The sequence below is a fragment of the Chelatococcus sp. KU-N122 genome (assembly GCF_055391085.1).
The window spans coordinates 1,163,328-1,188,801 of the sequence record NZ_AP043981.1 but is presented as its reverse complement, the minus strand read 5'-3'; the positions used below and the strand labels follow the sequence as shown (position 1 = coordinate 1,188,801).

General features: G+C 67.0%; 19 protein-coding genes and 1 tRNA gene. 3 read left to right on the top strand and 17 right to left on the bottom strand.

Annotated elements, in window-relative coordinates:
• Nucleotides 1-124: 124 nt before the first annotated feature.
• The 6 genes from ACZ5PO_RS05275 to ACZ5PO_RS05250 form a co-directional block, all read right to left on the bottom strand.
• A complete protein-coding gene (locus tag ACZ5PO_RS05275; RefSeq protein WP_464190995.1) occupies nt 125-2,425 on the bottom strand; it encodes a CaiB/BaiF CoA-transferase family protein in 2,301 nt (766 codons plus the stop codon).
• Between the two features lie 1,025 nt (nt 2,426-3,450).
• Complete coding sequence (locus ACZ5PO_RS05270) at nt 3,451-5,226, bottom strand: monovalent cation:proton antiporter-2 (CPA2) family protein (RefSeq protein ID WP_464190993.1); 1,776 nt, start codon at nt 5,224-5,226, stop codon at nt 3,451-3,453.
• The gene (locus tag ACZ5PO_RS05265) at nt 5,226-6,278 is read right to left on the bottom strand and encodes an LLM class flavin-dependent oxidoreductase (RefSeq protein ID WP_464190991.1); all 1,053 of its coding nucleotides are present in this window, start codon (nt 6,276-6,278) and stop codon (nt 5,226-5,228) included. Before ACZ5PO_RS05265 ends, ACZ5PO_RS05270 begins: the two co-directional genes overlap by 1 nt.
• Before the next feature lie 71 nt (nt 6,279-6,349).
• The gene (locus tag ACZ5PO_RS05260) at nt 6,350-7,753 is read right to left on the bottom strand and encodes an alginate export family protein (RefSeq protein WP_464190989.1); all 1,404 of its coding nucleotides are present in this window, start codon (nt 7,751-7,753) and stop codon (nt 6,350-6,352) included.
• A 149-nt stretch (nt 7,754-7,902) separates the two neighbouring features.
• Entirely contained in the window at nt 7,903-8,556 is a 654-nt protein-coding gene (locus ACZ5PO_RS05255) for a hydrolase (protein ID WP_464190987.1), read from the bottom strand.
• A gap of 443 nt (nt 8,557-8,999) precedes the next feature.
• The gene (locus tag ACZ5PO_RS05250; RefSeq protein ID WP_464190985.1) at nt 9,000-9,893 is read right to left on the bottom strand and encodes a LysR family transcriptional regulator; all 894 of its coding nucleotides are present in this window, start codon (nt 9,891-9,893) and stop codon (nt 9,000-9,002) included.
• A 570-nt stretch (nt 9,894-10,463) separates the two neighbouring features.
• Between ACZ5PO_RS05250 and ACZ5PO_RS05245 the strand changes: the two genes are divergently transcribed.
• The 3 genes from ACZ5PO_RS05245 to ACZ5PO_RS05235 all read left to right on the top strand — a co-directional run bounded on the left by ACZ5PO_RS05245 (nt 10,464) and on the right by ACZ5PO_RS05235 (nt 12,650).
• Complete coding sequence (locus ACZ5PO_RS05245) at nt 10,464-11,300, top strand: alpha/beta fold hydrolase (protein WP_464196686.1); 837 nt, start codon at nt 10,464-10,466, stop codon at nt 11,298-11,300.
• 155 nt (nt 11,301-11,455) lie between these two features.
• Nucleotides 11,456-11,674 (top strand): hypothetical protein, encoded by a 219-nt coding sequence (locus ACZ5PO_RS05240; RefSeq protein WP_464190983.1) that lies wholly within the window; start codon nt 11,456-11,458, stop codon nt 11,672-11,674.
• A 7-nt stretch (nt 11,675-11,681) separates the two neighbouring features.
• Nucleotides 11,682-12,650: a quinone oxidoreductase family protein gene (locus ACZ5PO_RS05235; RefSeq protein WP_464190981.1), complete on the top strand. Its 969-nt coding sequence runs from the start codon at nt 11,682-11,684 to the stop codon at nt 12,648-12,650.
• A gap of 506 nt (nt 12,651-13,156) precedes the next feature.
• Here the strand turns inward: ACZ5PO_RS05235 and ACZ5PO_RS05230 are convergent.
• The 11 genes from ACZ5PO_RS05230 to ACZ5PO_RS05180 all read right to left on the bottom strand — a co-directional run bounded on the left by ACZ5PO_RS05230 (nt 13,157) and on the right by ACZ5PO_RS05180 (nt 24,942).
• Nucleotides 13,157-13,233 (bottom strand) — tRNA-Arg (locus ACZ5PO_RS05230).
• Nucleotides 13,234-13,250: 17 nt separating this feature from the next.
• On the bottom strand, nt 13,251-14,546 hold the full coding sequence (locus ACZ5PO_RS05225) for a BaiN/RdsA family NAD(P)/FAD-dependent oxidoreductase (RefSeq protein WP_464190979.1): 1,296 nt from the start codon (nt 14,544-14,546) through the stop codon (nt 13,251-13,253).
• Nucleotides 14,547-14,677: 131 nt separating this feature from the next.
• Nucleotides 14,678-15,427, bottom strand: a complete 750-nt coding sequence (locus tag ACZ5PO_RS05220; RefSeq protein WP_464190977.1) for a hypothetical protein — start codon at nt 15,425-15,427, stop codon at nt 14,678-14,680.
• Nucleotides 15,428-15,669: 242 nt separating this feature from the next.
• Nucleotides 15,670-15,972 carry an alkylphosphonate utilization protein gene (locus ACZ5PO_RS05215; protein WP_464190974.1) on the bottom strand — a complete coding sequence of 101 codons (303 nt, stop codon included), beginning with the start codon at nt 15,970-15,972 and terminating at the stop codon, nt 15,670-15,672.
• A gap of 116 nt (nt 15,973-16,088) precedes the next feature.
• A complete protein-coding gene (locus tag ACZ5PO_RS05210; RefSeq protein ID WP_464190972.1) occupies nt 16,089-17,813 on the bottom strand; it encodes an AMP-binding protein in 1,725 nt (574 codons plus the stop codon).
• Nucleotides 17,814-17,857: 44 nt separating this feature from the next.
• Entirely contained in the window at nt 17,858-18,730 is an 873-nt protein-coding gene (locus tag ACZ5PO_RS05205; RefSeq protein WP_464190970.1) for an ABC transporter permease, read from the bottom strand.
• Nucleotide 18,731: 1 nt separating this feature from the next.
• Complete coding sequence (locus ACZ5PO_RS05200) at nt 18,732-19,685, bottom strand: ABC transporter permease (RefSeq protein WP_464190968.1); 954 nt, start codon at nt 19,683-19,685, stop codon at nt 18,732-18,734.
• A 5-nt stretch (nt 19,686-19,690) separates the two neighbouring features.
• Nucleotides 19,691-21,247 (bottom strand): ABC transporter substrate-binding protein, encoded by a 1,557-nt coding sequence (locus tag ACZ5PO_RS05195; protein WP_464190966.1) that lies wholly within the window; start codon nt 21,245-21,247, stop codon nt 19,691-19,693.
• 19 nt (nt 21,248-21,266) lie between these two features.
• Nucleotides 21,267-22,823 carry an ABC transporter substrate-binding protein gene (locus ACZ5PO_RS05190; RefSeq protein ID WP_464190964.1) on the bottom strand — a complete coding sequence of 519 codons (1,557 nt, stop codon included), beginning with the start codon at nt 22,821-22,823 and terminating at the stop codon, nt 21,267-21,269.
• 20 nt (nt 22,824-22,843) lie between these two features.
• Nucleotides 22,844-23,914, bottom strand: coding sequence for an ABC transporter ATP-binding protein (locus ACZ5PO_RS05185; protein ID WP_464190962.1), 1,071 nt, complete (start codon nt 23,912-23,914; stop codon nt 22,844-22,846).
• The gene (locus tag ACZ5PO_RS05180; protein ID WP_464190960.1) at nt 23,914-24,942 is read right to left on the bottom strand and encodes an ABC transporter ATP-binding protein; all 1,029 of its coding nucleotides are present in this window, start codon (nt 24,940-24,942) and stop codon (nt 23,914-23,916) included. Before ACZ5PO_RS05180 ends, ACZ5PO_RS05185 begins: the two co-directional genes overlap by 1 nt.
• Between the last annotated feature and the right edge of the window lie 532 nt (nt 24,943-25,474).

Here is a 25,474-nt window from a genome sequence, read left to right as displayed (position 1 = left end):
TCTCCACGTTAGCTTGGACCTATGGGCTGGACTCTCGGCCAGGGTCATGATCTTGGCGAAGGGCCGAGCACGTTTCGCCGCGGCCCGACTTCAAAAGTATCGGATGTGCTTCTTGAGCTGGGAGCTACCGGCGCAATTCCGTCGGCGTTAAGCTGATCACGCCTCTCGCGACCATCTGGGCGAAGACCGACGGCTCGATCCCAAGCGTCGCGACGAGCACCTCGTGGCTGTCGTTGCCAAAGTAGGGGGCGGGCCCGCGGACTTTGTAGCGGTCCGCGTTCTCCATGATCGCCATGCCAGCCTGCCTTTGGCGGCCCACATAGTCTCGCTCGAGCTGGTGAAAGAAGTTTCGGGCCAGAAGATGGGCGTCCGAGAAGGCGGCTTCCGGCGTCAGGACTGGCGCGGCGATCACGCCGGCCTGCTGCAAGAGGAGAGCGGCCTCGGCGGCGTCCCGCGTCCGAGTCCAGTCGCGGATGACTGCGTCAATTCCCTCCGCGTGTGCGCGTCGCGTGGAGGGATCGTCGAAGGCTCCGACCAACCAGTCGGTCTGCCCCAGCGTCCGCGCCAACGCGGCCCAGGCTCCGGGGTCGCCGACGGCCACGGCCACCCAGCTGTCGTCGCGCGCGGCGGGGTAAATGCCATGGGGCGACATCTCGGCATGGCCGTTGTGGTAGCGTGCTGGTTCTCGTCCTGTCGCGCCACGGGTTAGAATTGCCGGTGCAGCGAACGGCAACATGCATTCGATCTGGCTGAGATTGATCCACTGGCCGGCCCCCACGCGTTGGCGATGGTGCAGGGCGGCAAGGATCGACGCCGCGCCGTATACGCCACCGATCGGATCGCCATAGGCGATGTGCGCCATCGCCGGTGGTCCGCTCGGGGCGCCGCGGAAGGACGGAAGGCCCGAGCCCTGCTCGAGGGTCGAGCCATAGGCGCGCGTATGGGACCATTCGTTGCCGCTGCCGTAGGCCGACATGGAGAGCATGATCAAGTCGGGGCGGACGCGGCTCAGGTCGACAAAACCGAGCCCCAGGCGGCCCATCACCCCGGCGGCCTGATTTTCGATCACCACGTCGCACGACCGTACGAGAAGACGGGCTATGTCGAGACCTTCGTTGTTTGTCAGGTCGAGGCTGATGCTCTTCTTGCCACGGTTTAGGGCGGCGAAGCGGCGGCTTTCCTCGTACTGCTTTCGAGCGACGGCCTCAGGCGACCACTCGGTCGCGCGCCACCAATCCGGATAGCGGCCCGCCTCGATCTTGATGACCTCCGCACCGAGATCAGCCAGCAGCCGTGTGGCCAGGGGGCCGGCCCAACCCATCGAGAAATCGGCGATGCGAAGCCCGGCGAGCGGCGCTCCCGGGGCACCCAGTGGCGGCTGGTGTTCTCCTCCGGCCTCGGCCGCAGGAGAACCGACGCGCACGGGAGAGCGCGGCCCTACCAGGTCACGCCCGTTCGCCCGCACCGGGGTCAGGGACCGTCGCGCCGCGAACACCGGATGATGCAGGATGCCCTCCGCATCCGGCACGACGACCATCGGCACGCGCTTTTCACGGCCGATCGCGGCCCACTCATGGGCTGTGCGGCAAGCGAGGCGCTCGTCGATGGCCCGCTCCAGAATCTCCACCCGCTCGGAGCGGAGGTTGATGGTCGCATAGGCCGGATCCGCCGCGAGTTCCGCCAGATCCAAGATCTCGCAGAACGCCTGCCATTGCGCGGCGGTAATCACCGTCACGCCCAGCCAACCCTCCCTGCAGCGATGGATGCCCAGCGGACAGGTCGGATGGAAACGGTTGACACCCTCGCGTGTGACGGGACGTCCCAGTTGCTCGGCGTCGGCCGCCTGAAGCTCGGCGAGCACCATGTAGCTCTCGAGAATGCTGACCTCGAACGTACGTTGCCCACCCGCGGGATCGGTGACCAGCGCCACCATGCCGGCGACAAACGCCGTGACGCCGCCGACGATGGCGGATTGAATGTCGCCAAGAAATTGCGGCGGGCCTTCGGCCGGCCCGCAAGGATGGACCATCCCGCTCAGCGCCTGCACGACGAGCTCCGCGCCGCGCCAGTTCGCGTAGGGTCCGGACCGGCCAAGCCAGCTAATGTCGACCACGGCGCGGCGTGCGCTGGATCGCGGGACCGGCCCTCGATGATCCTCGCCCACAATCAGTACGTCACAATCGTCAAGATCAAGACGCGTCGACACCGTCTTGCCCGCGTCGAGCCACGCGCGTAACAGGCCCTGCGTCTCCGGTGCATCAGGCTCTTCCCGCCGCGTCGACAGTCCGTCTCCGGTGGCGGGCTCAAGCCGCGCCACATCGGCCCCGAGGTCTGCAAAGAGCCTGCCGCACCAGCCGCCAGCAACCCCGCCGCCGGTTTCAATCACGCGGATGCCCGCGAGCGGCCGCCCATCGTCGGGCTCCATGAGCGCTCTCGTCGAACTCACTGGTCGCTCTCCCTCGTTGCGATGAGGACTGGCGCCTGAAACGTCCACCCCCGATCCTGCGACGCACGTTTGCGCGCAGGCGGGGCGAACGGATCACCAGCGACCACGAACCGCGGTCTATTCATTCGCATGTCCGATCCTCCCTTGGATTCTGTGGACGTCTTCGCCCTTGGCCGCGGCGGCAACGCGCCATTGACCGCGGTCGCATCGATTGCGTCCTATTTGCCTGACGTTTGTCAGCCATTCAAGGTCTTACTTTTCCAGCTAAAGCTTTAGCGCTGCGCGACAGCCACATGGCATCCGGGCGATCTGGAGAAGCTGTGTCAGCCTGCGGAGGCGACACCCAGTGCATTCCGCCACCGGCGCTAGCGCGAACCCCTTGAGGAAACGCCGGTCAATGTTGTGCGACAGCTCGACGACGCGCGCCGGGCGTCAGCTCCTCAGCCGGGCGCCTCTGCGGCACTCTGCCGATGCAACTTTTTTGTCGATTTCGACGACATGGAGTTTGAGTATGACCACCGGCGCGCGGCGTATTTGGTCTGGCAGAAAAGGCTGGGTGCGACGCAGAAGTGGACTGCGGATCGAGCGGAGCCCACTGGACGTCGCGCTTTTCTTCCTCTCTGCAAGTTTTTGCGCTCGCTACCTCTGCCCCCTTCGCACCGTCAGCATTGGGGAGGGCCGCTGCCCCAGCACGCTGGAACCGCCTTTCACTCTCGCTGAAGTGCTTACACAGTTCTTACAACGTCGGGGAAAATTTTGTTAAGTAATTGAAAATACTGGTGCGCTGCTCCGGGCGAAAATGATAAATACAGCTACGCTATAGCCCTCCAGAACGAGGCGGGAATATCGGCCGGAACTTGCTGATATAACAGAAGGATTCCGGCCAAGGCATGCTCGTTTCCACTGCGCGGAGGTTTGCCCGCTCGCAATCCTGCTGGGCGGCCCGTCACCGCATCTGCATCCATCGCTTTACGCCCGTCGAGTTCGGTGGCTCGTGCGGCGATCTAGCTCTGCGGCCTGCTATGAGTCGGCGGTGCCGTTAGCGGCTCTGCTAGGGGCTGGAGGATCAACCTATCGCTGCCCGACATGGCGTCGCCCTGGACCTGCTCGGCCAGCCGCTCTGTATCGCGCCGGCGAATGTCCTTGGCGGCTTCCTCGATGTCGACGTCGGCAAAGCCCAAGGCCCGCAGGCCCGCCGCTCCCATCAGATAGGCGGCTTCGACCGTCTCGCGGATCTGATAGTCGACACCCGCGCGGATCAGTTCGATCGCATGTCCACGGTCATGGCTTCGCACCAGGAGCCTGGCCTGCGGAAATTCGTGCCGCGCCAGTTCCACGATCTGCATCGCGGCCTTGGGATCGTCGATGCAGATCATGATCGCATCGGCCAACCTCGCGCCGGAGTGGCGCAGGACGTCGAGCCGGGCGCCATCGCCGAAGTAGACCTTGAAGCCGTATCGTCCCGCGTCGCGGATCCGGTCGGGCTCTTTGTCGATGACGGCGAGGTCAACGCCCTTGGAGAGCAGCGCCTGCGACGCGATCTGGCCGAAGCGGCCGAAGCCGATGAGGAGGATCCGTCCCTTCAGATCGCGGGCGACGTCGACGCCGTCCATCGATGCTTCGCTGCGCAAAAGCCGATCAGCTGCGATCATGAGCAGCGGGGTCAGGGCCATGGACAGGATCACGACGGTGGAGAACAGTGCGTTCTCCCGCGCATCGATCACGCCGCCCGACGTCGCCGCGGCATAGAGCACGAAGGCGAACTCGCCACCCTGCAGGAACATGGAGGTTCGGTGCTGTGCCTGGTGGCTGGAGCCGCCGAACAGCCGGGCGACCGCATAGACCACGGCCCCCTTCGCGACCGTGAACGCGGCCAGCATGGACAGAAGAAGCCGCCATTCGGCCGCGACGACGGCGAGGTCGAGCGACATGCCGACGGCCAGGAAGAACAGCCCCATCAGCAGGCCGCGAAACGGCTCTATGTCGCTTTCGATCTGGTGCCGGTAGGTCGAGCTCGACAGCATCACTCCGGCAAGGAAGGCGCCCATCGCCATCGACAGCCCGGCGACCTCCATGAGCAGCGCTGCACCGAGGACCACCAGGAGCGCGCCCGCCGTCAGGACTTCGCGCGTCCGCGCCCGGGCCAGCAGGGCGAAGAATGGGTTCAATCCCCAGCGCGACACCCCCAGGAGCGCAGACAGCGCAGCAACCGCCACCAGAATGGCGGTCCATCCCGCCTGCCCGTGCGAGAGAGGCGACAGAACGGCGACCACCGCCAGAAGCGGCACGATCATCAGATCCTCGAACAGGAGGATCGCGACCGACTTCTGGCCCTCCGCGCTCGACATCTCACCGCGGTCCTGCAGCACGGACATGATGACGGCGGTCGAGGACAGGACGAAGCCCGCCCCGGCAATGAAAGCGACCGGACCGGACAGCCCGAACACCACCGCGCCCGTCAGCGCAAGGGCCGCGATCGCGGCGGCGACCTGGGCGAGGCCCAGTCCGAAGATCAGGCTGCGCATCGCCCATAGCTTGGGCGGGCGCAATTCCAGTCCGATCACGAACAGGAACATCACCACGCCGAGCTCGGAGAAGTGCAGGATCGACCGGGCATCGGTGAACAGGCCGAGCACCGATGGCCCCACCAGCACGCCGGCGGCGAAGTAACCGAGGACCGATCCGAGGCCGAGCCGCCGGAACAGCGGCACGGCAACCACGGCCGCTCCCATCAGGACAATCGCAGGAGCGATCGTCTGCCCCAAGCTCGCTGCAGCCATCAGGTCGCCTTCTCGGTTTCGCGCGTGGCCGCCCGGACGATCGGCGCGACCTCGGTGCCCAGGAGCTGGATCGAACGCTTCATCGCCGCCGTTTCGAGCGAGGCGGTGCTCATCTGGAAGGTGATGCGCGAGACACCGCCGAGCACCTCGCCGGCATGAAGCATCTTGGCTGCGACCGTCCTTGGATCGCCGATCAGGAATGCGCCTTCCGGACTGGCCATGGCGTCGAACTGCTGGCGCGACGGCGGCGGCCAGCCGCGCTCGCGGCCGATCCTTCCCGTCAGATGCGCCCAGCCCGGGAAGAACGCGTCTTTGGCCGCCGCGTCGGTTTCGCCGACGAAGCCCATCGCATGGACGCCCACCTTGAGCTTGTCAGGGCTATGCCCGGCACTCGTGCCAGCCTCGCGATAGAGATCGACGAGCGGACGGAAGCGCTCGAAGGTGCCGCCGATGATCGCCACCATCAGCGGCAGCCCGAGCGTGCCGGCGCGAGCGAAGGATTGCGGTGTGCCGCCGACGCCGATCCAGAGCGGCAGGCGCGGCTGATGGGGACGCGGATAGACGCCCCGTCCCTCCAGTGCCGCGCGGAAGCGACCCTTCCAGATCGGATAGGTCGTCTCGTTCAACTTCAGGAGCAGATCGAGCTTCTCGGCGAAGAGGTCGTCATAGTCCCGCGGGTCCGCGCCGAACAGCGGATAGGCTTCGCCGAACGAGCCTCGGCCGACGACGATCTCAGCGCGACCCCTGGCGATCAGGTCCAGCGTCGCGAACTCCTGGAAGACCCGGACCGGGTCGGCAGCGCTCAGCACCGTCACGGCGCTCGTCAGTCGGATCCGGCTGGTGCGGGCCGCGGCGGCGGCCAGGATGATCGCCGGCGCGGAATCGAGAAACTCGGCGCGATGGTGCTCGCCGATGCCGAAGACATCGAGCCCGGCCCGGTCGGCGGCCTCGACCTCCTCGAGGAGATCGGCCATGCGATCGGTCGGCGAGGGAGGTTTGCCCGTCGCCGGATCGGGGAGGATCGCTGCAAAACTGTCGATACCGATTTCCATAGGTGATCCTTAAGCTCGTTCAGCGGCGCGGCGTGGGGACATGGGTTCGAGAGCAGCGAAGGACGGCATGGTCAGAACCGATAGTTCGCCATGACGCCGATCAGCTTGATGACCTGAGCTGGGCCGGTCTCCTGAGTGAACGTTCCTGGATCGAAGACGCCAACCGAGGCCGCCAGGTTGAGCTCCGGCGTGGCCTGCCAGCCGACGGCGATTTCGGCCTGTGTTCCGATGAAGCGCGCATCGCTGCCTTTGCCGCTGCGCACGAGGGCGCCCGAGATCGCATAGATGCCGTCGTCGGTGCTCTGTCGCCAATAGGCCGAACCCGACAGCGACAGCTCGACGTTCTTGTACGGATGGATCGTGATGGAAGGCCGAACCTGGATCAGGTTGCGCGGCCCGATCGGCGACTGAGACACAAAGTACTTGCCTCTTGGAAAGAGGGGATTGAGCGTTCCCAGTTGCGGATCGTCCAGATCGTCGTCGCCCGAAATCACATCAGCGGCGAGCCTGAGGTCGGGCTGCAGCGGCGCTTGTGGAAAACGATGGCCAATCTCGCCGCCGATGCCCCATGCCGCCCTGCGGTGGTTCGCGAAGGTTCCGTGCTGAACGGCGGCTTCGAGGTTCCAGTATGAGGAGCCGGTGTCTCCGAACAGCCGGGCGCCGAAAGTGTGGACCAGCTCCTTGCCGGCGCCCTGGTCGTAGACCGCGTTGCGATCGCGTAGGCCGAGATAGAAGACGTCGAAGCCATTCGTCCGAGTTTCGCCCAGCCATCGCGTCGCATAGACGCCCCAGAGTGTCTTCTGGGTCGAGGTCCGATCGTCGAAATCGTCAAGCCTGTTGTCGACCGGGCGAGTATAGAGCGCCGTCAGCTGCCAGGCCTTGCCCGTCAGAGACATGTCGAAGCCGTCGAAGGCCTGAGGGATATTGGGACCGTAGCGCGTGTCGACGAAGCGTCCCGCGCCCAGCGAGATCAGCTTGCGACCTGCCGACATCCGCAGCGAGGTCGCCTCCGCGACATCCATCTCCACCTCGACGAATGCCTGCAGCATATCCGCGCCGGTCGTATCGACCGGCCGCTTAGCGCGGCGGACGCCCGAGATCCCGGAGACCATAGGCTGAGCGAACAGGCGCAGCTTTCCCACATGGAAATCGGCATAGGGCATGAAGCGATGCCAGACATAGCCGTCGTCCGGCGCTTCACCCCAGCGGACATTGGCATAGCCTTCGTAGCGGGATCGGACTTCGAGGCCTGTCGTGAGATAGGTCGATCCGTCCGCGCTCAAAGGGATGTATTTGAACGGCTCCGTCCACCGCCCTGTCCGCCGGGCGGGGTCTGCCAGATAAGACCAGCTTTCGGGGTAACGCTCGATCGTCAAGGTCGGCGCGCGGCCGACATCGGTCCCGACCTGTGCCTGTGCCTCGACCTGTGTAGCACCGACGATAATCGCGACGACGAAGCCCCGGATCGACGTCATCGGCAGTCGCCAGCCGCTCCGGCTGGAGCGACGCGATTGATGCTGAGCGTGCCTACGTCCGGCTGAGCGTCGAGATGGGATGACGGATCCCGACAAGCATTCAGTTCCAGCGGAATGCATCGCGCAGGATTCTCGTCATCCCGCTTCGATCAGCCGGCCGCTTTCGGCACCGGCGTGTTGAGCAGTTGCTGCTCCCAAAGATACGCGATGCCGCTGCCGCCGAAGTGCTGGATGAGAATCTCGGTCAGCTCCTCGACATGCTCGGTGCGCGCCCAATCGCGTTGCCATTCGCCAGCGAGCGCCATCACGGTCATCACATTCGCGCCGGCCGCGATCATTCGCTGGATGGCAACTTCGTGAGATTCCTTCGAAATGCCGCCCGACGCGTCGGTGATCACGGTCACGTCCCAGCCTTCGCCGGCGGCCTGGATGACAGGCATTGCGACGCAGACCTCGGTCCACAGGCCGGCGATGATCAGCTGCTTGCGGCCAGTCGCCTTGACGACGCTCACCACATTCTCGTCCTGCCAGGTGTTCACCCAGGTGCGATCGATGACGTCCTGGTCCGGAAATACGTCGGTGATCTGCTTAAAGAGAAGTCCACCGCGCGCCGCGATCACGCTGGTGAGAATAGTCGGAACATTGAAGGCTTTTGCCAGCTTCGCAAGAGCCGTCGTATTGTTGACGACCATATGAGGGTCGTGGCTGTTTAGATTGGCCAGCTGGTAAGGCTGATGGTCGATCAGGACGAGAACCGAATCTTCAGGACGAAGGAGCGAATTAAGGCCATTGCGAAAGGTCACGATTATCCTCTTCTCGCGTCAGTTTCAGACGGTATGAACTGCTGAAACGATGCCTTGTATTTGCCGCCTTTACGGGAATTACGATAGCTCCATGATCCGTAAAACTGTGTCGCAGAATGGGGAACGCTGCATAGGATATCGAAGATCTGAAGACGTTCGTGGACGTTGTCGATGTCGGCGGTTCTTGGGTTTCTAGGAGGCCTCGCCCTTGCCGATGCGAATGCCGATTTCGACTAACCCGAACCGCGCGAGCGGGAAGAGCGCTTTCGGCCCGACGAATGCCTAGACCGGCGGGCGACCGTCTGCCCAACTAGCCCTGTGATACGTCAAGCTGTGTCGCAGTAAGTGGAATGTGTGGGCAATGTCGTCGAGCTCAGCGGCTCGCAGTAGGGCGACTGTCGAAGGCAATTCTTTGATAAGGCTGCGCACCGTTCGCGTTCTAACTAATCGTCGACACCCCAAAGTTCCGGATTCCGTCTGAAATACTCAGTCAGCATTTCCGTGAGCACCCGCACTTTCCGCGTGGGATGCTGACCCGGCGGGCGGACGACATACGCGGCCCCCGGAGGTACCGGATAGCGTGTCAAGATCGGGACCAGCGCGCCGGAGGTCACATATTCATGTGTGATGCAGTCGGGGAGCCAGGCGATGCCGAGACCTGCCGCCGCCGCGGCGGCAAGCGCCGTGGCGCTGTCGGCCTTGAACCTGCCCTGCGGCTGGACCGTGACGATCTTGCTGCCATCCATGAACTGCCAGGCTTCCGTTCCCTGCATGAGGGCCTGATGGGTGACGAGTTCATCCGGAGTCTCGGGTGACCCGTGCGCTTCGATATAATGCGCGCTTGCGACAAGCTTTCCATGGATCGGCCCGATGCGCTTCGCGATCAGGTTGGAGTCCTGAAGATAGGCGCCCCGGATCGCGCAATCGAAGCCCTCTGCGATGAGATCGACGAAGCGATCGCTGTAGGAGGTATGAATGTGAAGCTGCGGGTGCTGGCGCGCCATGTCCGCAAGCACGGGGGCGAAGTGCGTCGGGCCGAAAGTCAGCGGCATGGCGACCCGCAGGCGGCCGCGCAACTCACCGGTGGGGAGGATCGCTTCCCTGGCGGTGTCGATCTCGGCGCTGGCTCGGCCCGCATGATCCCTGAACGTGACGCCCGCTTCCGTAAGCGCCGCGCCGCGGGTCGTTCGCGCAAGAAGCTGGACGCCAAGCTCCGCTTCGATCCGTAAAAGCCGCCGACTGACGATCGACTTGGAGACGCCAAGCCGGCGCGCGGCCGCCGATACGCCCCCTGCGTCGGCCACTGCGACGAATGTCCGTAGATCTTCGATGTCCAATTCGGCGTTCCTCATTTCGCGACACAGTTTGCCTGACTATGGCACTACCGTATCGCCGAAGGGAACGGCAGGTTGCGTCGAGGCGACGTGGCCCGCTCGTGCATGCGTCCGTTGAACCCATTGCCGTTCATAGCGGCAGAGAAAGGAAATCTTGATGATCCTCGTAACGGCTTTGGTTCGCTTCTTCGTCCCGAAGACTCGGTACGCGTTCTGAGCGATCACCAGTCCTACCAGCTCGCGGCGCCTTTTGATGTCAGCAATGAATACGATGTGCGCGGATGCTGATCCTGGCTGACTGGCAGCCGGTGAAGCCTTCCGCCGAAGTGGCTCGATCTGGTCCGCCGCAACAGACCCGTTCATGTGCGGTGACTACGTGTGATCCTACCGCGCTGCTTTTGAATAACTCGCGGAGACTTCTCCATGCCTCCCGTCTTCACCCTTGGCCTGCCGCTCAACCGCCGCGACGCCCTGATCTCGGCCTCGGCGCTCGCTGCGAGTTTCGCCTTTCCGCTGGCCACCGCGCATGCCGTGGGGCCTGTCGTTCCTGACCTTCAAGAAGGAGACCACGCCATGGGCTTTGTCACGACCGACGACGACGTACAGATTTTCTACAAGGACTGGGGTCCCAAGGACGCCCGCCCGATCGTCTTCCACCATGGCTGGCCGCTCAGCTCCGACGACTGGGATGCGCAGATGCTTTTCTTCCTGTCGAAGGGTTATCGCGTCATCGCGCATGACCGGCGCGGCCACGGACGCTCGGAGCAGGTCGCCGAGGGGCACGACATCGACCACTACGCGGCCGACGCCTTTGCCGTCGCCAAGGCGCTGGATCTGAAGAACGCGGTTCACATCGGTCATTCCACCGGTGGCGGCGAAGTGGCGCGTTACGTGGCCAAGTTCGGCGAACCCGCGGGCCGGGTGGCCAAGGCCGTCCTCGTCGCCGCCATTCCGCCGCTGATGCTGAAGACCGACGACAACCTCGAAGGAACACCCATGGAGGTCTTCGATGGCTTTCGGACGGCGCTGGCCGGCAATCGCGCGCAGTTCTTCCGCGACGTCCCGTCAGGCCCGTTCTACGGCTTCAATCGGGAAGGCGCGACGGTGCATGAAGGCGTGATCCAGAACTGGTGGCGGCAGGGCATGATGGGTAGCGCCAAGGCGCATTACGACGGCATCAAGGCCTTCTCGGAAACCGACCAGACCGAGGACCTCAAGGCGATCACCGTGCCGACGCTGGTGCTGCACGGTGAGGACGACCAGGTCGTTCCGATCGCCGCCTCGGCTTTGAAGGCGGTCAAGCTGCTGCCGAACGGCTCGCTGAAGACCTATCCCGGTTTCTCGCACGGGATGCTGACGGTGAACGCCGACGTGCTGAACGCCGACCTTCTGAAGTTCGTCACGAACTGAAGTGGCTGCGGGCGCGGCTCTCCGGCAATGCCAGGAGCACGATGGGAACAAAAGGTGCCAGCCACAAGACCTGTCGCCATCGTTACGGGCGTCTCTTCCGGGATCGGTGCCGTATTCGCCGGCCGCCTTGCCGACGTGGCTACGATCTGGTGTTGGTGGCTCGCCGAGCCCAGCGCCTGCGCGATCTTGCCGAGCGTCTGGCCAACACTCATGGTGTCGGCGTCCGGACGGTCATGGCAGACCTGACCAACGAGCAGGATTTTTCAAATCTGGATCGGTTGATCCGGGACGAAACCGGCCTGGCAATGCTCGTAAACAATGCCCCTCTTGCTGACGCGTCTGACCGTTCTCTCAAGCGAGTGATGACGCAGTGAGAGAGCCATGAAAGCAGCCATCTACGATCGCCCCGGCGCGCCGGATGTCCTTCGCTACGCGGATGTCCCCGATCCGGTTTGCCCGAGCGACGGGGTCCTGATCCGCGTCGAGGCTGCCGCCATTGAGGGCGGTGACCTGATCAATCGTGCGTCCTCGTCGCCACCCCATCCAGCCTTCGTCGTCGGCTATGCGGCCGCAGGTGAAATCATCGCGGTCGGAGAGAACGTGTCGGATCGCCATGTGGGCCAGAAGGTGACGAGCTTCGATCTCGCCGGGTCGCACGCGGAGTTGCGTGCCGTTGCCGCCAGCCGGACCTGGCCTGTGCCGGAAGGACTCGACATGGCCGCCGCCGCAGCTCTGCCGATCGCATTCGGAACCGCTCATCACTGCCTCTTCGCACGGGGTGGTTTGAAGCGTGGCGAAACTGTCCTCATCCAGGCAGGTGCCGGCGGCGTCGGGCTCGCCGCCATCCAACTCGCGCATCGGGCTGGCGCGACCGTGCTTGCAACGGTCTCCGGGGTCGAGAGGGCCGAACGCCTTGGCGGGCTTGGCCTCGATCATGCGATCGATCATCGCTCAGCCGACGTCGTCGATACGGTCCTGCGTCTGACGGAGGGGCGTGGCGCCGATCTTGTCTTGGACCCGGTAGGAGCCACCCTGCAAAGGTCCCTGGCGGCGCTCCGCTCCGAGGGGCGTCTGGTCTTCGTCGGCAACGCCGGCGGTTCGCAGCTCAGTATCGATCTTTGGCCCGCGCTGCAGGCGAACCATTCGCTTTTCGGCGTCTTCATGGGAACGCAATTGGACAAGCCGGATGTCTACCGCACTGTTTCCGGGATGCTGGAGCTGGCGGCGACCGGGGATCTCAAGGTGATAGTGGACAGAACGTTTCCACTTGCGGCCGCCGCCGAGGCCCATGCCTATGCCGAGGGCAATTCCATCCTCGGGCGCGTCGTAATCGTCTCGACCAGGCAATGAGCATCGTAGCTCGGGTGATTACGCGTGCGTATGCCGAGTGCCGCCGCATCAGCCCGGAGATCGTTGATCAGGACCACTGGCGCCGCTCATCAAAATGATGGCAGTTGGCGCCGACGACGCGAGCGCATGCGTGTTGATCAGGTGTTGGCCGCGCCCAGAAGAGGAACGGGCCGCGGACAGACGGCCCTCCCGCAAATGCCTGATTTCCTTGCGGAGATTTGGAGCGGGCGAGGGGATTCGAACCCTCGAACCCAACCTTGGCACGGTTGCGGACCCCATATGACTCGCACGCCGTTGGCGCTTGGCTTCTTGAAGGTCGAGACCCCAGCTTTTCCACAAGCTCCCGCGCTCGCCTTCGTCGGGAAATCCATCCGGCATCTACCGCAGCAGGTGCGACACTCTATCCCACAGCTTGCGGTCGGTTGTTTCCGCCGTGCTTCCGCGGTGCACGCCAGCGGTAGGAACGCTCGCGGTCTCGTGCCAACCTACTGTATTTGCGAGTTCTTTGGCGCACCCGACACGATTCGAACGTGTGACCTTTGCCTTCGGAGGGCAACGCTCTATCCAGCTGAGCTACGGGTGCTAGCCAGGGCGCGGACACTAGCCGAGCTGGGCCGGGGGCGCAATGGGGCTCGTGCAGCTTGTCGCGGTGGTATCCCCACTTCGTGCGGCGAGCCACGTCAGCACCCCTCGCCCAGCGGCGGCGCCGGTCGCCAGTGTCGCCTGCAGCAGGTAGCCGCCGGTCGGTGCCTCCCAGTCGAGCATCTCGCCGGCGACGAAGGTGCCGGGGCGGGCCCGCAGCATGAAGCGCGCGTCGACCCCGTCTTGCGCGACGCCGCCGGCGGTGGAGATGGCGCGGGCGAGGCCGGCCAGGCCGTCGACGGGGATCGGCACGGCCTTGATGCGCCGGGCGAGCGTTGCGGCGTCCGCCGCCGTCGGCGGCGGGTCCGGCTGTCCCGGCCGGTGCTCGGTCTCGCGCAGCAGGGCCGCGGCTGCGGGCGGCAGGCCCGCCTTGCGCAGCCGGTTGGCGAGCGACGGCCGGCCACCGGCGCGGCCGAGCTGCTGCGCCAGCTCGGCTTGCGTCAGGTCGGGGCGGAGGTCGAGGTGCACCAGGGGGCGCTCGCCGCGGTCCAACGCGGCGCGCACGTCGCGTGTCAGCGCGTAGACGGCGCCGCCCTCCAGGCCCGTCTCGGTGAGCACCGCTTCGCCGCGTACCGTGCGGCGGCCCAGCGTGAGCGCGATGCGCTTCAGCGGCGTGCCGGCATGGCGCGCGCGCAGCAGCGGTGTCCAGGCGACCAGGAGCCCGCAATTGGCCGGCGCCAGGTCGGTGACGGGGATGCCCGCCGCGCCCAGCGGCGACACCCAGCTGCCGTCGGCGCCGAGCCTGGGCCAGCTCGCCCCGCCGAGCGCCAGCACGCAGGCGTCGGGGCGTGCCATGACCGGCGCGCCGTCCGGCCCGTCGAACACCAGCGCCGCACCGTCGCCGCTCCAGCCGCGCCAGCGGTGGCGCAGCCTGAGCTCGACGCCGAGGCCGGCGAGCCGGCCGAGCCAGGCGCGCAGCAGGGGAGATGCCTTGAAAGCGTGCGGGAACACCCGGCCGCTGGAGCCGACGAAGGTGGGTTGGTCCAGGCCTTCGCACCAGGTGCGCAGAGCCTCTGGCGGGAAGGCGCGAATCGCCGGTGCAAGCCACGGGGCTTGCGGCCCGTAGCGCGTCAGCAAGCGGTCGAGCGGCTCCGAGTGGGTGAGGTTGAGGCCGCCGCGGCCGGCCATCAGGAACTTTCGTGCCGGAGAGGGCATGCGCTCGTAGACGACGACGCGGTGGCCGGCGCCGGCCACCACCTCCGCCGCCATCAGGCCGGCGGGGCCGGCACCGATGATCGCGACGCTGCTGCTCATGGGCGACGAACGGAGGGAGGGCAGGCGACTGGCATACCCCGCGGTTTAAGCCATGGGCCGCCACGGCGGAAGCGGCGTGTGCCGACGGCGGCCTTTCCGCGCGAACGCCGGCCGCGCGAGGGCGAGGCGGATCAGCCTGTCGCCGCTCCGGTCAGCTGCGGGGCGGGTGCCCGCATCATCCGCTTGAAGCCGCTCTGCGCGTGCGGGTCCACGTAGTGGAACAGCGCGGTCGACCGGATCTCGTCCGCGTCGCAGGGCTCGTTGGTGTGCAGGGATCGGTAGCCCCAGAAGAAGTACAGATTGCCCGGCGTCAGCTCGAGGCTGACCATGCGGCGGAATTGCCGCCTGTAGGCGTACTTGAAGAGCGCCTGGGACAGTCCGTTGTCGACGAGAATCTTGTCGAGGAGATTGGCGCCGTACGATTTCCGGATCGGCCGCGTCTGCGGAAAGATGATCAGATTGCCCTTGCTGCCGCGCGACGGCATCATGATGGGGATAAGCGCCGTCAGGACGTACGAGTCGTAGTGGAAGCGCATGGAGTGATGCTTCGCCTGGGTGCCGGAGAGGCAGCGCAGGATCTGATAGAAGCCCACGTCCGGTGCCGGTGCGCCGCTCCCCTGCTGGTAAATGCCGCGGCACAGGCCGACGAACGCCGGGTCGGCCGGAAGGCGCTCCAGGAAGGTGCCGCCGAGATCGGTGTGGCCCGAGAACCCGACGTATTCGCCGCCGTTGCCGGCCACCGCGCTGCGGACGAACGCCTGCGCCGCCCTCAGCTCGTCGGGCCGGACGAAGCCGTCCACCACCGCATAACCGCTCGCATCGATGCGGCTTGCGAGATCGGCTGGGAGGGACGCGGGCAGGCTCCGGGCAACTGCGCTCATGCGGGGGCACCTATCGACAGGGTGACGCGTCGAGGCGCCGCAGCCTGCCGGCGGAGCAGGGCTGCGGCCGACACGGCGTGGTTGCAGCAATACCGGCCCGGCAGCGGTCGCCACAACGGTCCAAAACGGCCAAGCCACCGCCTCGGCCGTCCTCCGAAGGAAGGTGCAGGGATCGCCCAATTGCGGACTCGGCGCTGCAGCTTCAGCCCGGCAGGCGGTCCAGGGTCAGGCCCGACGCTTGATCAGCGCTTGCGCACGAACTCAGTGCGCAAGACGAGGCCTTTGATCGCATCGTGGCGGCAATCGATTTCGTCCGGGTTGTCGGTGAGCCGGATCGACCTGATGACCGTTCCCTGCTTCAGCGTCTGGCCGGCGCCCTTGACCTTGAGGTCCTTGATCAGGACCACCGAGTCGCCGTCTGCGAGAACGTTGCCGGATGCGTCGCGAACCTCAGCGGCCCTGGCTTTATCCGCAGCGATTTCGGAGGCGGGCCGCCACTCGCCGGTTGCCTCATCATAGACGTAGTCGTCGTTCTGGCCGCTCATATCCATCCTGCGTGGCGTCTCGTTACGCTGTGATCCATGAGCCGCCCTGCTTCATGGCAGGCGCTCGATGGACATCAGGCGAGCGAATAGCACATCCCGACCTTCGCGATATGAGCCTACAGCCCCAGCTCGTCCACGATCTGGCGCTTGAGCTTGTACTTCTCGATCTTGTTGGTCGGCGTCACCGGCAGCGCCGCGACGAAGCGCACGTGCGCGGGCTGCATATATTTGGGCATGACGCGGCGGGTGTGGTCGCGCAGTTCGTCCTCGCTCAGCGCCTCGCCCTCGGCCAGCTCGACGAAGAGGGCGATGTCCTCCTCGCTGCCGACGCGGGCCGGGATCGGGATGGCGGCGGCGGCGCGCACCTTGGGGTGGCTCGCCACCAGCGCCTCCACCTCGTAGGACGACACGTTCTCGCCGCGCACGCGGAAAAAGCCGCCCATGCGGTCGACGAAGCAGTAGACGCCGGAGCCGTCGTCGAGCGCCTGGACGGCATCGCCGGTGTGGAACCAGCAGGTGCGTAGCACTTTGAGCGTCGCCTCCGGCTTGCCGAAGTACTCGAGGAGCAGGAGCCCCGGGAAGCGCGGCCGGAAGGCGAGCTGGCCCACACGGCCCGGCGGCAGCCGGTTGTCGTCCTCGTCGAGGACGGCCGCCTCGAAGAGCGGGTTGGGCGTGCCCATGAAGCCCTTCGGCACCGGGCCGCCGCCGTCGACGACGAGGCGGCCGCTGGCACGGCAGCTCTCGAGGAAGGCCTCCTTCGACAGGCCGCGCCAGAGCGCCGCGGGGGTGCCTTCCGCGGTCCCGAACTGGTCGATGACGCCGGCGAAGCCGGCGCCCGATTCGGTCTGGCCGAAACCGGAGCTCACGAAGTCGAGGCCGAAGCGCCGCGCCACCTCGTGGTGGTTGGGCGGCAGCGGCTGCATGTGCACCTTGTTCAGGGTGTTGGCGCGATCGTCGGGCCTGGGCTCGGCGCTCATCAGCCAGGGCACCATGACGTCGAGCAGCACGCAGTTGGTGGCGCCGCATTCGGCGATGCGGTCCCAGAACTTCGTCGGGCTGAACTTGTCCCAGAGCCCGACGGTGTTGCCCTGCCACAGCGCCCGCGCCACCAGGAAGAAGGCGCCGCCCACGTGGTACATGGGCAGGTCGCAGTAGATGACGTCGTCGGCCGAGGTCATCTGCCGGAACGGGAAGGTGTAGTGGTTGATCCAGCGGAACGGCTGCAGCACGCCCTTCGACGGGCCTGTCGTGCCCGACGTGTAGACGATGTTGGCCGGCTCGAACGGGCTGCGGGCGATCGCCGGTGGCGCTGCATCGGTCGCCGCGAGCGCTGCGAGGTCGTGCACGGCGAGGCGCCCGAAGGCCGGGCCGAAGCTGGCCTCGGTGTGGTCGTGGTCGCCCGGCGCCGGCATATGCACGATCAGCCGCTCCAGCGGCACCTCGCCGATGACCTCTTCCAGCACCTCGGCGAACGTGGGGTCGGTGATCAGCGCGAACGGCCTGGTGTCGTTCAGCTGGTACGACAGCAGCATGCCGCGGAAGTTGAAGTTGATCGGCGCGAAGATGGCGCCGGCGCGCCAGATGGCGACCATGGCGATGGCGCTCATCAGCGAGTTGCGGGTGAGCACGCTCACCGGCACGCCCGGCGCCACGCCGATCGCCGCAAGCCCCGCCGCCAGGCGGTCGGTGCGGCGCTTGAACTCGGCGAAGGTGAGGCGGATGCCGTCCTCGCCGTAGTGCAGGAACACCTTGTCCGGCACCGTGCGGGCGCATTCATCGAGCTTGTCGAGGACGATGTCGCCCTCGGCGACCATCTGGGCGAAGACGTCCTCCGGGCTCATGGCGGTATCCTCCGTCGCGGTGGCGTTGTTGGCGCTTGACGTGCTCAGCGGCGCTTGGCCGTCGGGTCGAGGGCGACGCGCAGGGATTCGCCCAGCGTGTTGAAGGCGAGCGCCGTGAGCAGGATGGCCAGGCCCGGCGGGTACATCTGCTCGGGCGCGATCTCCATGTTCTGGTAGGCGCGCGCCAGCATGGCGCCCCAGCTGGGGTTGGGCGGCTGGATGCCGAGGCCGAGGAAGCTCAGCGAGGCTTCGGCCAGCAGCGCGCCGGCGAGCAACAGCGTCACCTGAACGATCACCGGCTGGATGGTGTTGGGCAGGATGTGGCGGGTGAGGATGCGCGAGGTCGGCGCGCCGAAGCAGCGGGCGGCGTCCACGTAGAGCTCGCCGCGCACCACCAGGGTCCGCGCCCGCACCAGACGGGCGAGCTGCGGCGAGAAGACGATGCCGACCGAGATCATGCCGTTGGTGAGGCCGATGCCGAGCGCCCCGGTCACGGCGATGGCGAGCACGATGGCCGGGAAGGAGAGCAGGGTGTCGATGATGCGGCTGATCACGTCGTCGACCCAGCCGCCGAAGTAGCCGGCGATCAGCCCGACCGGCACGCCGAGCAGCAGGGCGATGCCGACGGCGAGCGAGCAGGCGTAGAGGGTCGCCGGCGCGCCGTAGATCAGCCGGCTCAAGGTGTCGCGGCCGAGGTCGTCGGCGCCCAGCCAATGGGCGGCGGACATGGGCGCCAGGGCTGCGTTGTAGTCCTGCTCGGTGGGCGAGTAGGGCGCGATCACCGGCGCCAGCACGGAGACCACCACGAGCAGCAGCAGGAAGCCGAGGCTGACCGCGCCGCGAATGTCGCTGCGCAGCCAGGAGCCGAACCGCTGCAGGGGGCCGGGCTCCACCAGGGTGAGAGCAACAGTGCTCATGTCAGGAGATCCGCGGATCGAGGACGCTGTAGAGCACGTCCGTGGTGAGGTTGATCAGCACGACGACGAGCACCATGGCGAACACCACGCCCTGCACCACCGGGAAGTCGCGGTGGATGGCGGCGTTGACGATCAGCCCGCCCATGCCGGGGATGGCGAACACGGCCTCCACCACCACGGTCGCCGCCAGCATGCGGTTGGCGAGCAGGCTGATGACGGTGAGCAGGTTGACGCTGACGTTCTTGAGCCCGTGCCGCCACAGGATGTTGGCCGGGCTCAGGCCCTTGGCGTGCAGTGTCCGCACCTGCTGGGAGGAGAGGATCTCCACCAAGGACGAGCGCAGCTGCCGCGAGACCTCGGCGACGCCGCCGGAGGCGAGCGCGATCGCCGGCAGCAGGGCATGGCGCAGCGCTCCCCACGGGTCCTCGCCGAAGGGCACCGAGCCGGTCGCCGGCAGCCAGTTGAGGCCGAGCGCAAACAGCGCCACCAGCAGCATGGCGAGCCAGAAGTTCGGCACGGCCACACCGAGCGAGGCGATCGACATGACCAGCCCGTCGAGCCAGGAGCCCGGCCGGCTGGCGGCGGCGATGCCGAGCGGGATGCCGACCACGAGGGCGATGGTGAGCCCCATCACCACGATCAGCAGCGTGTTGGGGAAGCAGCGCGCGATCGAGGTGAGCACCGCCTCGCCCGACAGCAGCGACTTGGAGAGGTCGCCCTGCGCCGCCCGCCATAGCCATTCGCCGTACTGAACCAGGAAGGGCTGATCGAGCCCGTACATCTGGCGGATCTCGGCGATGCGCTGGTCGGTGGCGTTCTCGCCGGCGAGCGTCACGGCGATGTCGCCGGGCACGAGCTTCAGCAGCCCGAAGACGATGAACGTCGACAGCACGATCACGGGGATCGTCTGCAGCACGCGGCGGCCGATGATGCGGCGCTTGGTGGCGGACAGCATGGGGATCAGCCGAGGCTCACGTTCTCGAACTTGGGCTTGCCGAGCAGGTCGGGCGTGTAGCCCTTGACCTTGGCGGCGAGCGCATCGAGCTCGTACTGGAAGGCGAGCGGCGCCGAGAGCGCGTTCTCCATGACGAAGCGCTGGATCTTGGCGAAGACGGCGGCGCGCACCGCGATGTCCTCGCTCTCGCGACTCTGGCGGATCAGGTCCACCAGCAGCGGGTCGGCCTCGCGGCCGGGGTTGTAGTAGGCGCCTTTGTCGAAGCCCAGCGCATAGGTCATGCTCGGGTCGGGCCGGCCGGTCCAGGCCGACAGCAGCGTGTCGAACTTCTTCTCGCTGCCGAGGGCCTGCGCGCTGATCTCGGCCACGGTGCCGCGCGTGACCTTGAGGCGGATGCCGACCTTGCCGAGCTGATCCTGCACGATCTCGGCGCGCTGCACCCAATCCTGGTCGGTATAGCAGCCGCAGGTGATGTCGAGGCCGTCTGCGTGGCCGGCCTCGGCGAGCAGCTTGCGGGCCCGGTCGGGGTCGTGCGGGTAGAGGCCGACCAGCGACTTGTCGAAGGCCCAGTGGGACTGTGGCAGCGTCATGTGCGCCACCTCGCCGAGGCCCGAGAGGGCGGCCTTCACGAACACCTCGCGGTCGAGGGCATAGTTGAAGGCCTGCCGCACCTTGAGGTTATCCAGGGGCGGGCGCGCCGAGTTGAAGTAGAACTGGATGCAGTAGAGCGTCGGCGCGGTCACGACCTGCAAGCCCTTGGCGCGGTCGATGACCGGTTTCAGCCGCGGCGGCAGGGCGTAGACCATGTCGTTCTGCCCGGCGATGACCGAGCGCAGTCCCGTCGCGAGCTCGGTGATGATGGCGTACTCGATGCCGTCGAGGTAGGGTCGGCCGGGGCGCCAGTAGCTCTCGTTGCGGGTCAGCACCACACGCTCGTTGTCGGCCCAGCTGACGAACTTCCAGGCGCCGGCGCCGACCGGCTTGCGGTCGCTGGCATTGCCGGAGAGCGCCTTGATGTTGGTGGGTGAGACCATCATGCCGGCGCGGTCGGTGAGGATCGCCGGCAGGGCGAAATCCGGGTTCTTAAGCTTCAGCGTCACCTGGAGCGGGCCCGTCACCTCGACCGTGTCGATGCTTGTGAGGTCGGCCTTGACGTTGGAGCGCTGGTCGGTGCGGCTGCGGTCGAGGTTGAACTTCACCGCGTCGGCGTCGAGCGGCGTGCCGTCGTGGAAGGTGATGCCCGGGTTGAGGTCGAGCACCATGGTGCGCGGCTCGGGATAGCTCCACTTGGCGAGGCCCGGCTTGGGCTTGAGCGTGTCGTACTCCCACTCCGTCAGCGTGTCGTAGATCGGCCATAGGTAGGAGTGATCGAAGCCGCTGCCGCCGGTCGCCGGATCGAGCGTCGAGGGGTTGGCGGCCGCGGCGAGCCTCAGCACGCCGCCTTTCCGTCCGGTCTCTGCAAGAGCCGGCATCGGCGCCAGGCCCGCGGCTGCGGCGCCGCCGAACAGGGCCAGCAGCTGCCGCCGATGCAGCGCACCCATGCCCTCGATAGCGTTTGCCATCTCGTCTCTCCTCACGCGATCAACCCAGGCTGACGTCTGCGAACTTGGGCTTGCCGAGCAGGTCGGGCGTGTAGCCCTTGACCCTGGCGGCGAGCGCATCGAGCTCGTATTGGAAGGCCAGCGGCGCCGAGAGCGCATTCTCCATGACGAAGCGCTGGATCTTGGCGAACACGGCGGCACGAGCGGCGAGATCCTCGCTCTCGCGGCTCTGGCGGATCAGGTCGACCAGGGCGGGGGCTGCCTCGCGGCCGGCGTTGTAATAAGCACCTTTGTCGAAGCCGAGGGCGTAGGTCATGCTCGGGTCGGGGCGGCCCGTCCAGGCGGCGAGCAGAACATCGAACTTCTTCTCGCTGCCGAAGAACTGGGCGCTGATTTCGGGGATGGTGCCGCGGGTCGACTTGAGGCGAATGCCGACCTTGCCGAGCTGCTCCTGCAGGATCTCGCTGCGCAGCACGGAATCCTGGTCGTTGTAGCCGCCGTAGGTGATCTCGACCCCGTCCTTGTAGCCCGCCTCGGCCAAGAGCTTGCGGGCCTTGTCGGGGTCGTGGGGGTAGAGGCCGACCAGCGACTTGTCGAAGGCCCAGTGGGACTTCGGCAAGGTCATGTGCGCCACCTCGCCGAGCCCGGAGAGGGCGGCCTTGACGAACACCTCGCGGTCGAGCGCGTAGTTGAAGGCCTGCCGCACCTTGACGTTGTCGAGCGGGGCGCGGGCATAGTTGAAATACACTTGGATGCAGTACAGCGTCGGCCCGGTGACGACCTGCAGGCCCTTGGCCCGGTCGATCACCGGTTTCAGCCGGGCCGGCAGGCTGTAGGCCATATCGTTCTGGCCGCCGACGACCGAGCGCAGGCCCGTGGCAAGCTCGGGGATGATGGCGAATTCGATGCCGTCGAGGTAGGGCCGGCCGGGGCGCCAGTAGCTGTCGTTGCGGGCGAGCACGACGCGCTCGTTGTCGGCCCAGCTGACGAATTTCCAGGCCCCGGCGCCGACCGGCTTGCGGTCGCTGGCGGTGCCGGAGAGCGCCTTGATGTTGGTGGGCGAGACCATCATGCCGGCGCGGTCGGAGAGGATCGCCGGCAGGGCGAAATCCGGGTTCTTGAGCTTCAGCGTCACCTGCAGCGGGCCGGTGATTTCGACCGTGTCGATGCTGGTGAGATCCGCCTTGATATTGGAGCGCTGGTCGGTGCGGTTGCGATCGAGGTTGAATTTCACCGCCTCGGCGTCGAGCGGCGTGCCGTCGTGGAAGGTGATGCCCGGGTTGAGGTCGAGCACCATGGTGCGCGGCTCGGGATAGCTCCACTTGGCGAGGCCAGGCTTGGGCTTGAGCGTATCGTACTCCCACTCCACCAAGGTGTCGTAGATCGGCCACAGGAAGGTGTGGTCGAGGCCGCTGCCGCCGGTCGCCGGATCGAGCGACGACGGGTTGGCGGCGCCCGCCACCTTGAGCACGCCGCCCTTGGCCGGCCCTTGCGCCCAGGCCGCTCTCGAGAGCGCGCCGCTGGCGGCGGCGGCTCCCATGAACGCCAGCAACTCGCGGCGCGCCAGCGCCCACGGCCGGTCGGCAGCCTCAGCCATGTGGTTCCTCCCTGATCGACTTAGTCGGCTTGTTGTCGTTGTGTGCCTTCGTCCGGCCGGCGTGGGTTGGGCGGCGGCGGCCCGGCGGCCGTGGCGAAGTGGCAGGCGACCCAGTGGTCCGGCTTGAGCTCGCGCCAGGCCGGCTCCTCGTCGGCGCAGCGCGGCTGTACCGACGGGCAGCGCGTACGGAAGCGGCAGCCGGACGGCGGCGAGATCGGGCTCGGGATCTCGCCCTCCAGGATGATCCGCCGCTCGGTGCGCATGGTCGAAGGCAGCGGCACCGGCTCGGCCGACAGCAGCGCGCGCGTGTAGGGATGCAGCGGCTGCTCGATCACCCCTTCGGCCGGCCCCAGCTCCACGAATTTGCCGAGATAGGTGACGGCGATCCGATCGGAGATGTGGGAGACGACCGAGATGTCGTGGGTGATGAAGACGTAGGTGAGGCCGAACTCGCGCTGGAGGTCGGCGAACAGGTTGAGGATGTCGCCGCGGATGGAGACGTCGAGGGCCGCCACCACCTCGTCGCAGACGATCAGCTTCGGCCTGAGCGTCAGCACGCGGGCAATGTTGACGCGCTGCTTCTGGCCGCCCGAGAGCTGATGCGGATAGCGCTTGGCCGTCTCCGGGGCGAGGCCGACGCGGGTCAGCGCCTCCACCGCGCGCGCGCGGCGGACGGCGGGCGCCTCGCCGGCGATCTCGAGCGGCTCCATGATGCTGCGCAGGATGGTCATGCGCGGGTCGAGCGCCGCGTTGGGATCCTGGAAGACGATCTGGTAGTCGCGGCGATGCTGGCGGAAGGCGTCCTTGCCGAGCGTTGCCGGATCGACGCCGTCGTGCAGGATGCGGCCCTTGGTCGGGGCAATCAAGGACACCAACGCCCGGCCGAGCGTGGTCTTGCCCGAGCCGGATTCGCCGATGACGCCGAAGGTTTCGCCGGCGCGCACCTCGAAGTCGACGCCGTCGACCGCCTTGACCGTCTCGCCACTGTCGCGCGTCGGGAAATGGATGGTCAGCCCTTCGGCCGTCACGACCGGGCGGGGCTGGCCGCCGGCGGCGGTCCGGGGCCGTTCCGAGGTCATGGTATCGCCCATCAGCTCACGGCTCCCGGCAAGGTGAGATCCGGCGCCCGCCAGCAGCGGGCGAGGCGCTCGGGCGCCACGGGCAGGAGCGGCTGGGGCTGCTCGCAGCCGTCGAGGGCCTGCGGGCAGCGGCTGCGGAAGCGGCAGCCGGCGGGCATGGCGAGCGGCGAGGGCACGCGTCCGGGAATCGACGGCAGGTGGGCGCGCCGCTGGGCGAGGCCCGGCAGCGAGCGCAGCAGCCCCGACGTGTAGGGATGGCGCGGCCGCACCAGCGCCGGGTCGACGGGGGCGTCCTCCACCACCTCGCCGGCGTACATGGTGATCAGCCGGGTGCAGATCTCGGCCACCACGCCGAGGTCGTGGGTGATGAAGATCAGCGCCGTGCCGGTCCGCTCGCTCAGCGCGCGCAGCAGGTCGATGATCTGTGCCTGGATGGTGACGTCGAGTGCCGTCGTCGGCTCGTCGGCGATCAGCAGCTTGGGCTCGCAGATCAGCGCCATGGCGATCATCACCCGCTGGCGCATGCCGCCGGAGAGCTGGTGCGGATATTCGTCGTAGCGCCGCGCCGGCGCCGGGATGCCGACGTCGGCCAGCGCCGCGATGGCGCGCTCGCGCGCCTCGTGGCGGCTGGCGCGGACGTGGGTGCGGTAGGCCTCGCTGATCTGCTCGCCGACGGTGAACACCGGATCGAGCGCGCTCATCGGCTCCTGGAAGATCATGGCGATGTCGCGCCCGCGCACCGCCCGCATGCGTCGCGGCGGCAGCTGGGCCAGGTCCTGGCCCTCGAAGCGGATCTCGCCGGTGAGGCGCGTGCTCTGCTGCGGCAGCAGGCGCAGGATGGCGAGCCCCGTCACCGTCTTGCCGCAGCCGCTCTCGCCGACGATGCCGACGCGCTCGCCCGGCTGCACCGAGAAGGTGACGTCGCGGGTCACCGGCAGGTCGCCGTCGGCGGTGGCGAAGGCCAGCGACAGGCCGCGCACGTCGAGCAGCGGCGCCTGCGCGACGTGCCCGAAGGAGGAGGTGGATGGCCGGTCGTTCACGGGCGGGCCCGCGGCGGGGCAGGGCGTGTCGAGGCCGGTGCGGGCCGGCCATCGCGGCCTGCGCCGTACCGAGCCGTCGTCCGCGAGGTCGCGGTGATGCGCGTGTCGTCCCGCGCCTCCGCGACACCCGGCGGCGCGCTGTCCAGCCATCCCATGCGCGCTGCAGGCATGTTCCGCCCTCCCTGTTGCGGCCGCTTGCGCGGCCGTCCTCGTTTCCCCGCCCCTGTCGGCCTCACCGCTCTCGGGGCGGTTCGGGCCACTTTTGATAGTTTATAACAGATGTGTCGGCGCCCCCTGTCAACGCTTGCCGACGCGAATCGATCGTCGGACGACCTGAAACGGTGCGAGGACGGCGGACAGGCACATGCGGCGAATTCTCGCGCCTGCCGCGGCTTGACGGCCCGCTCTGTCCTTGCACGACGCGTCCGCGTCAAATTTTATATCTTATACAATATGTTGGATTGCGCCGCCCCGACCCGACACGCCGGCCGCGAGGCGCTTGGCGCTCACCTCGCGCACGCGGCCCCGGCAG

What these genes read in the sequence shown, in the direction of transcription:
- ACZ5PO_RS05275 (WP_464190995.1), bottom strand. Translation starts at nt 2,425, where the DNA reads ATGGAGCCCGACGATGGGCGGCCGCTCGCGGGCATCCGCGTGATTGAA.
- ACZ5PO_RS05270 (WP_464190993.1), bottom strand. Translation starts at nt 5,226, where the DNA reads ATGGCTGCAGCGAGCTTGGGGCAGACGATCGCTCCTGCGATTGTCCTG.
- ACZ5PO_RS05265 (WP_464190991.1), bottom strand. Translation starts at nt 6,278, where the DNA reads ATGGAAATCGGTATCGACAGTTTTGCAGCGATCCTCCCCGATCCGGCG.
- ACZ5PO_RS05260 (WP_464190989.1), bottom strand. Translation starts at nt 7,753, where the DNA reads ATGACGTCGATCCGGGGCTTCGTCGTCGCGATTATCGTCGGTGCTACA.
- ACZ5PO_RS05245 (WP_464196686.1), top strand. Translation starts at nt 10,464, where the DNA reads ATGGGCTTTGTCACGACCGACGACGACGTACAGATTTTCTACAAGGAC.
- ACZ5PO_RS05235 (WP_464190981.1), top strand. Translation starts at nt 11,682, where the DNA reads ATGAAAGCAGCCATCTACGATCGCCCCGGCGCGCCGGATGTCCTTCGC.
- ACZ5PO_RS05225 (WP_464190979.1), bottom strand. Translation starts at nt 14,546, where the DNA reads ATGAGCAGCAGCGTCGCGATCATCGGTGCCGGCCCCGCCGGCCTGATG.
- ACZ5PO_RS05220 (WP_464190977.1), bottom strand. Translation starts at nt 15,427, where the DNA reads ATGAGCGCAGTTGCCCGGAGCCTGCCCGCGTCCCTCCCAGCCGATCTC.
- ACZ5PO_RS05215 (WP_464190974.1), bottom strand. Translation starts at nt 15,972, where the DNA reads ATGAGCGGCCAGAACGACGACTACGTCTATGATGAGGCAACCGGCGAG.
- ACZ5PO_RS05210 (WP_464190972.1), bottom strand. Translation starts at nt 17,813, where the DNA reads ATGAGCCCGGAGGACGTCTTCGCCCAGATGGTCGCCGAGGGCGACATC.
- ACZ5PO_RS05205 (WP_464190970.1), bottom strand. Translation starts at nt 18,730, where the DNA reads ATGAGCACTGTTGCTCTCACCCTGGTGGAGCCCGGCCCCCTGCAGCGG.
- ACZ5PO_RS05200 (WP_464190968.1), bottom strand. Translation starts at nt 19,685, where the DNA reads ATGCTGTCCGCCACCAAGCGCCGCATCATCGGCCGCCGCGTGCTGCAG.
- ACZ5PO_RS05195 (WP_464190966.1), bottom strand. Translation starts at nt 21,247, where the DNA reads ATGGCAAACGCTATCGAGGGCATGGGTGCGCTGCATCGGCGGCAGCTG.
- ACZ5PO_RS05190 (WP_464190964.1), bottom strand. Translation starts at nt 22,823, where the DNA reads ATGGCTGAGGCTGCCGACCGGCCGTGGGCGCTGGCGCGCCGCGAGTTG.
- ACZ5PO_RS05185 (WP_464190962.1), bottom strand. Translation starts at nt 23,914, where the DNA reads ATGGGCGATACCATGACCTCGGAACGGCCCCGGACCGCCGCCGGCGGC.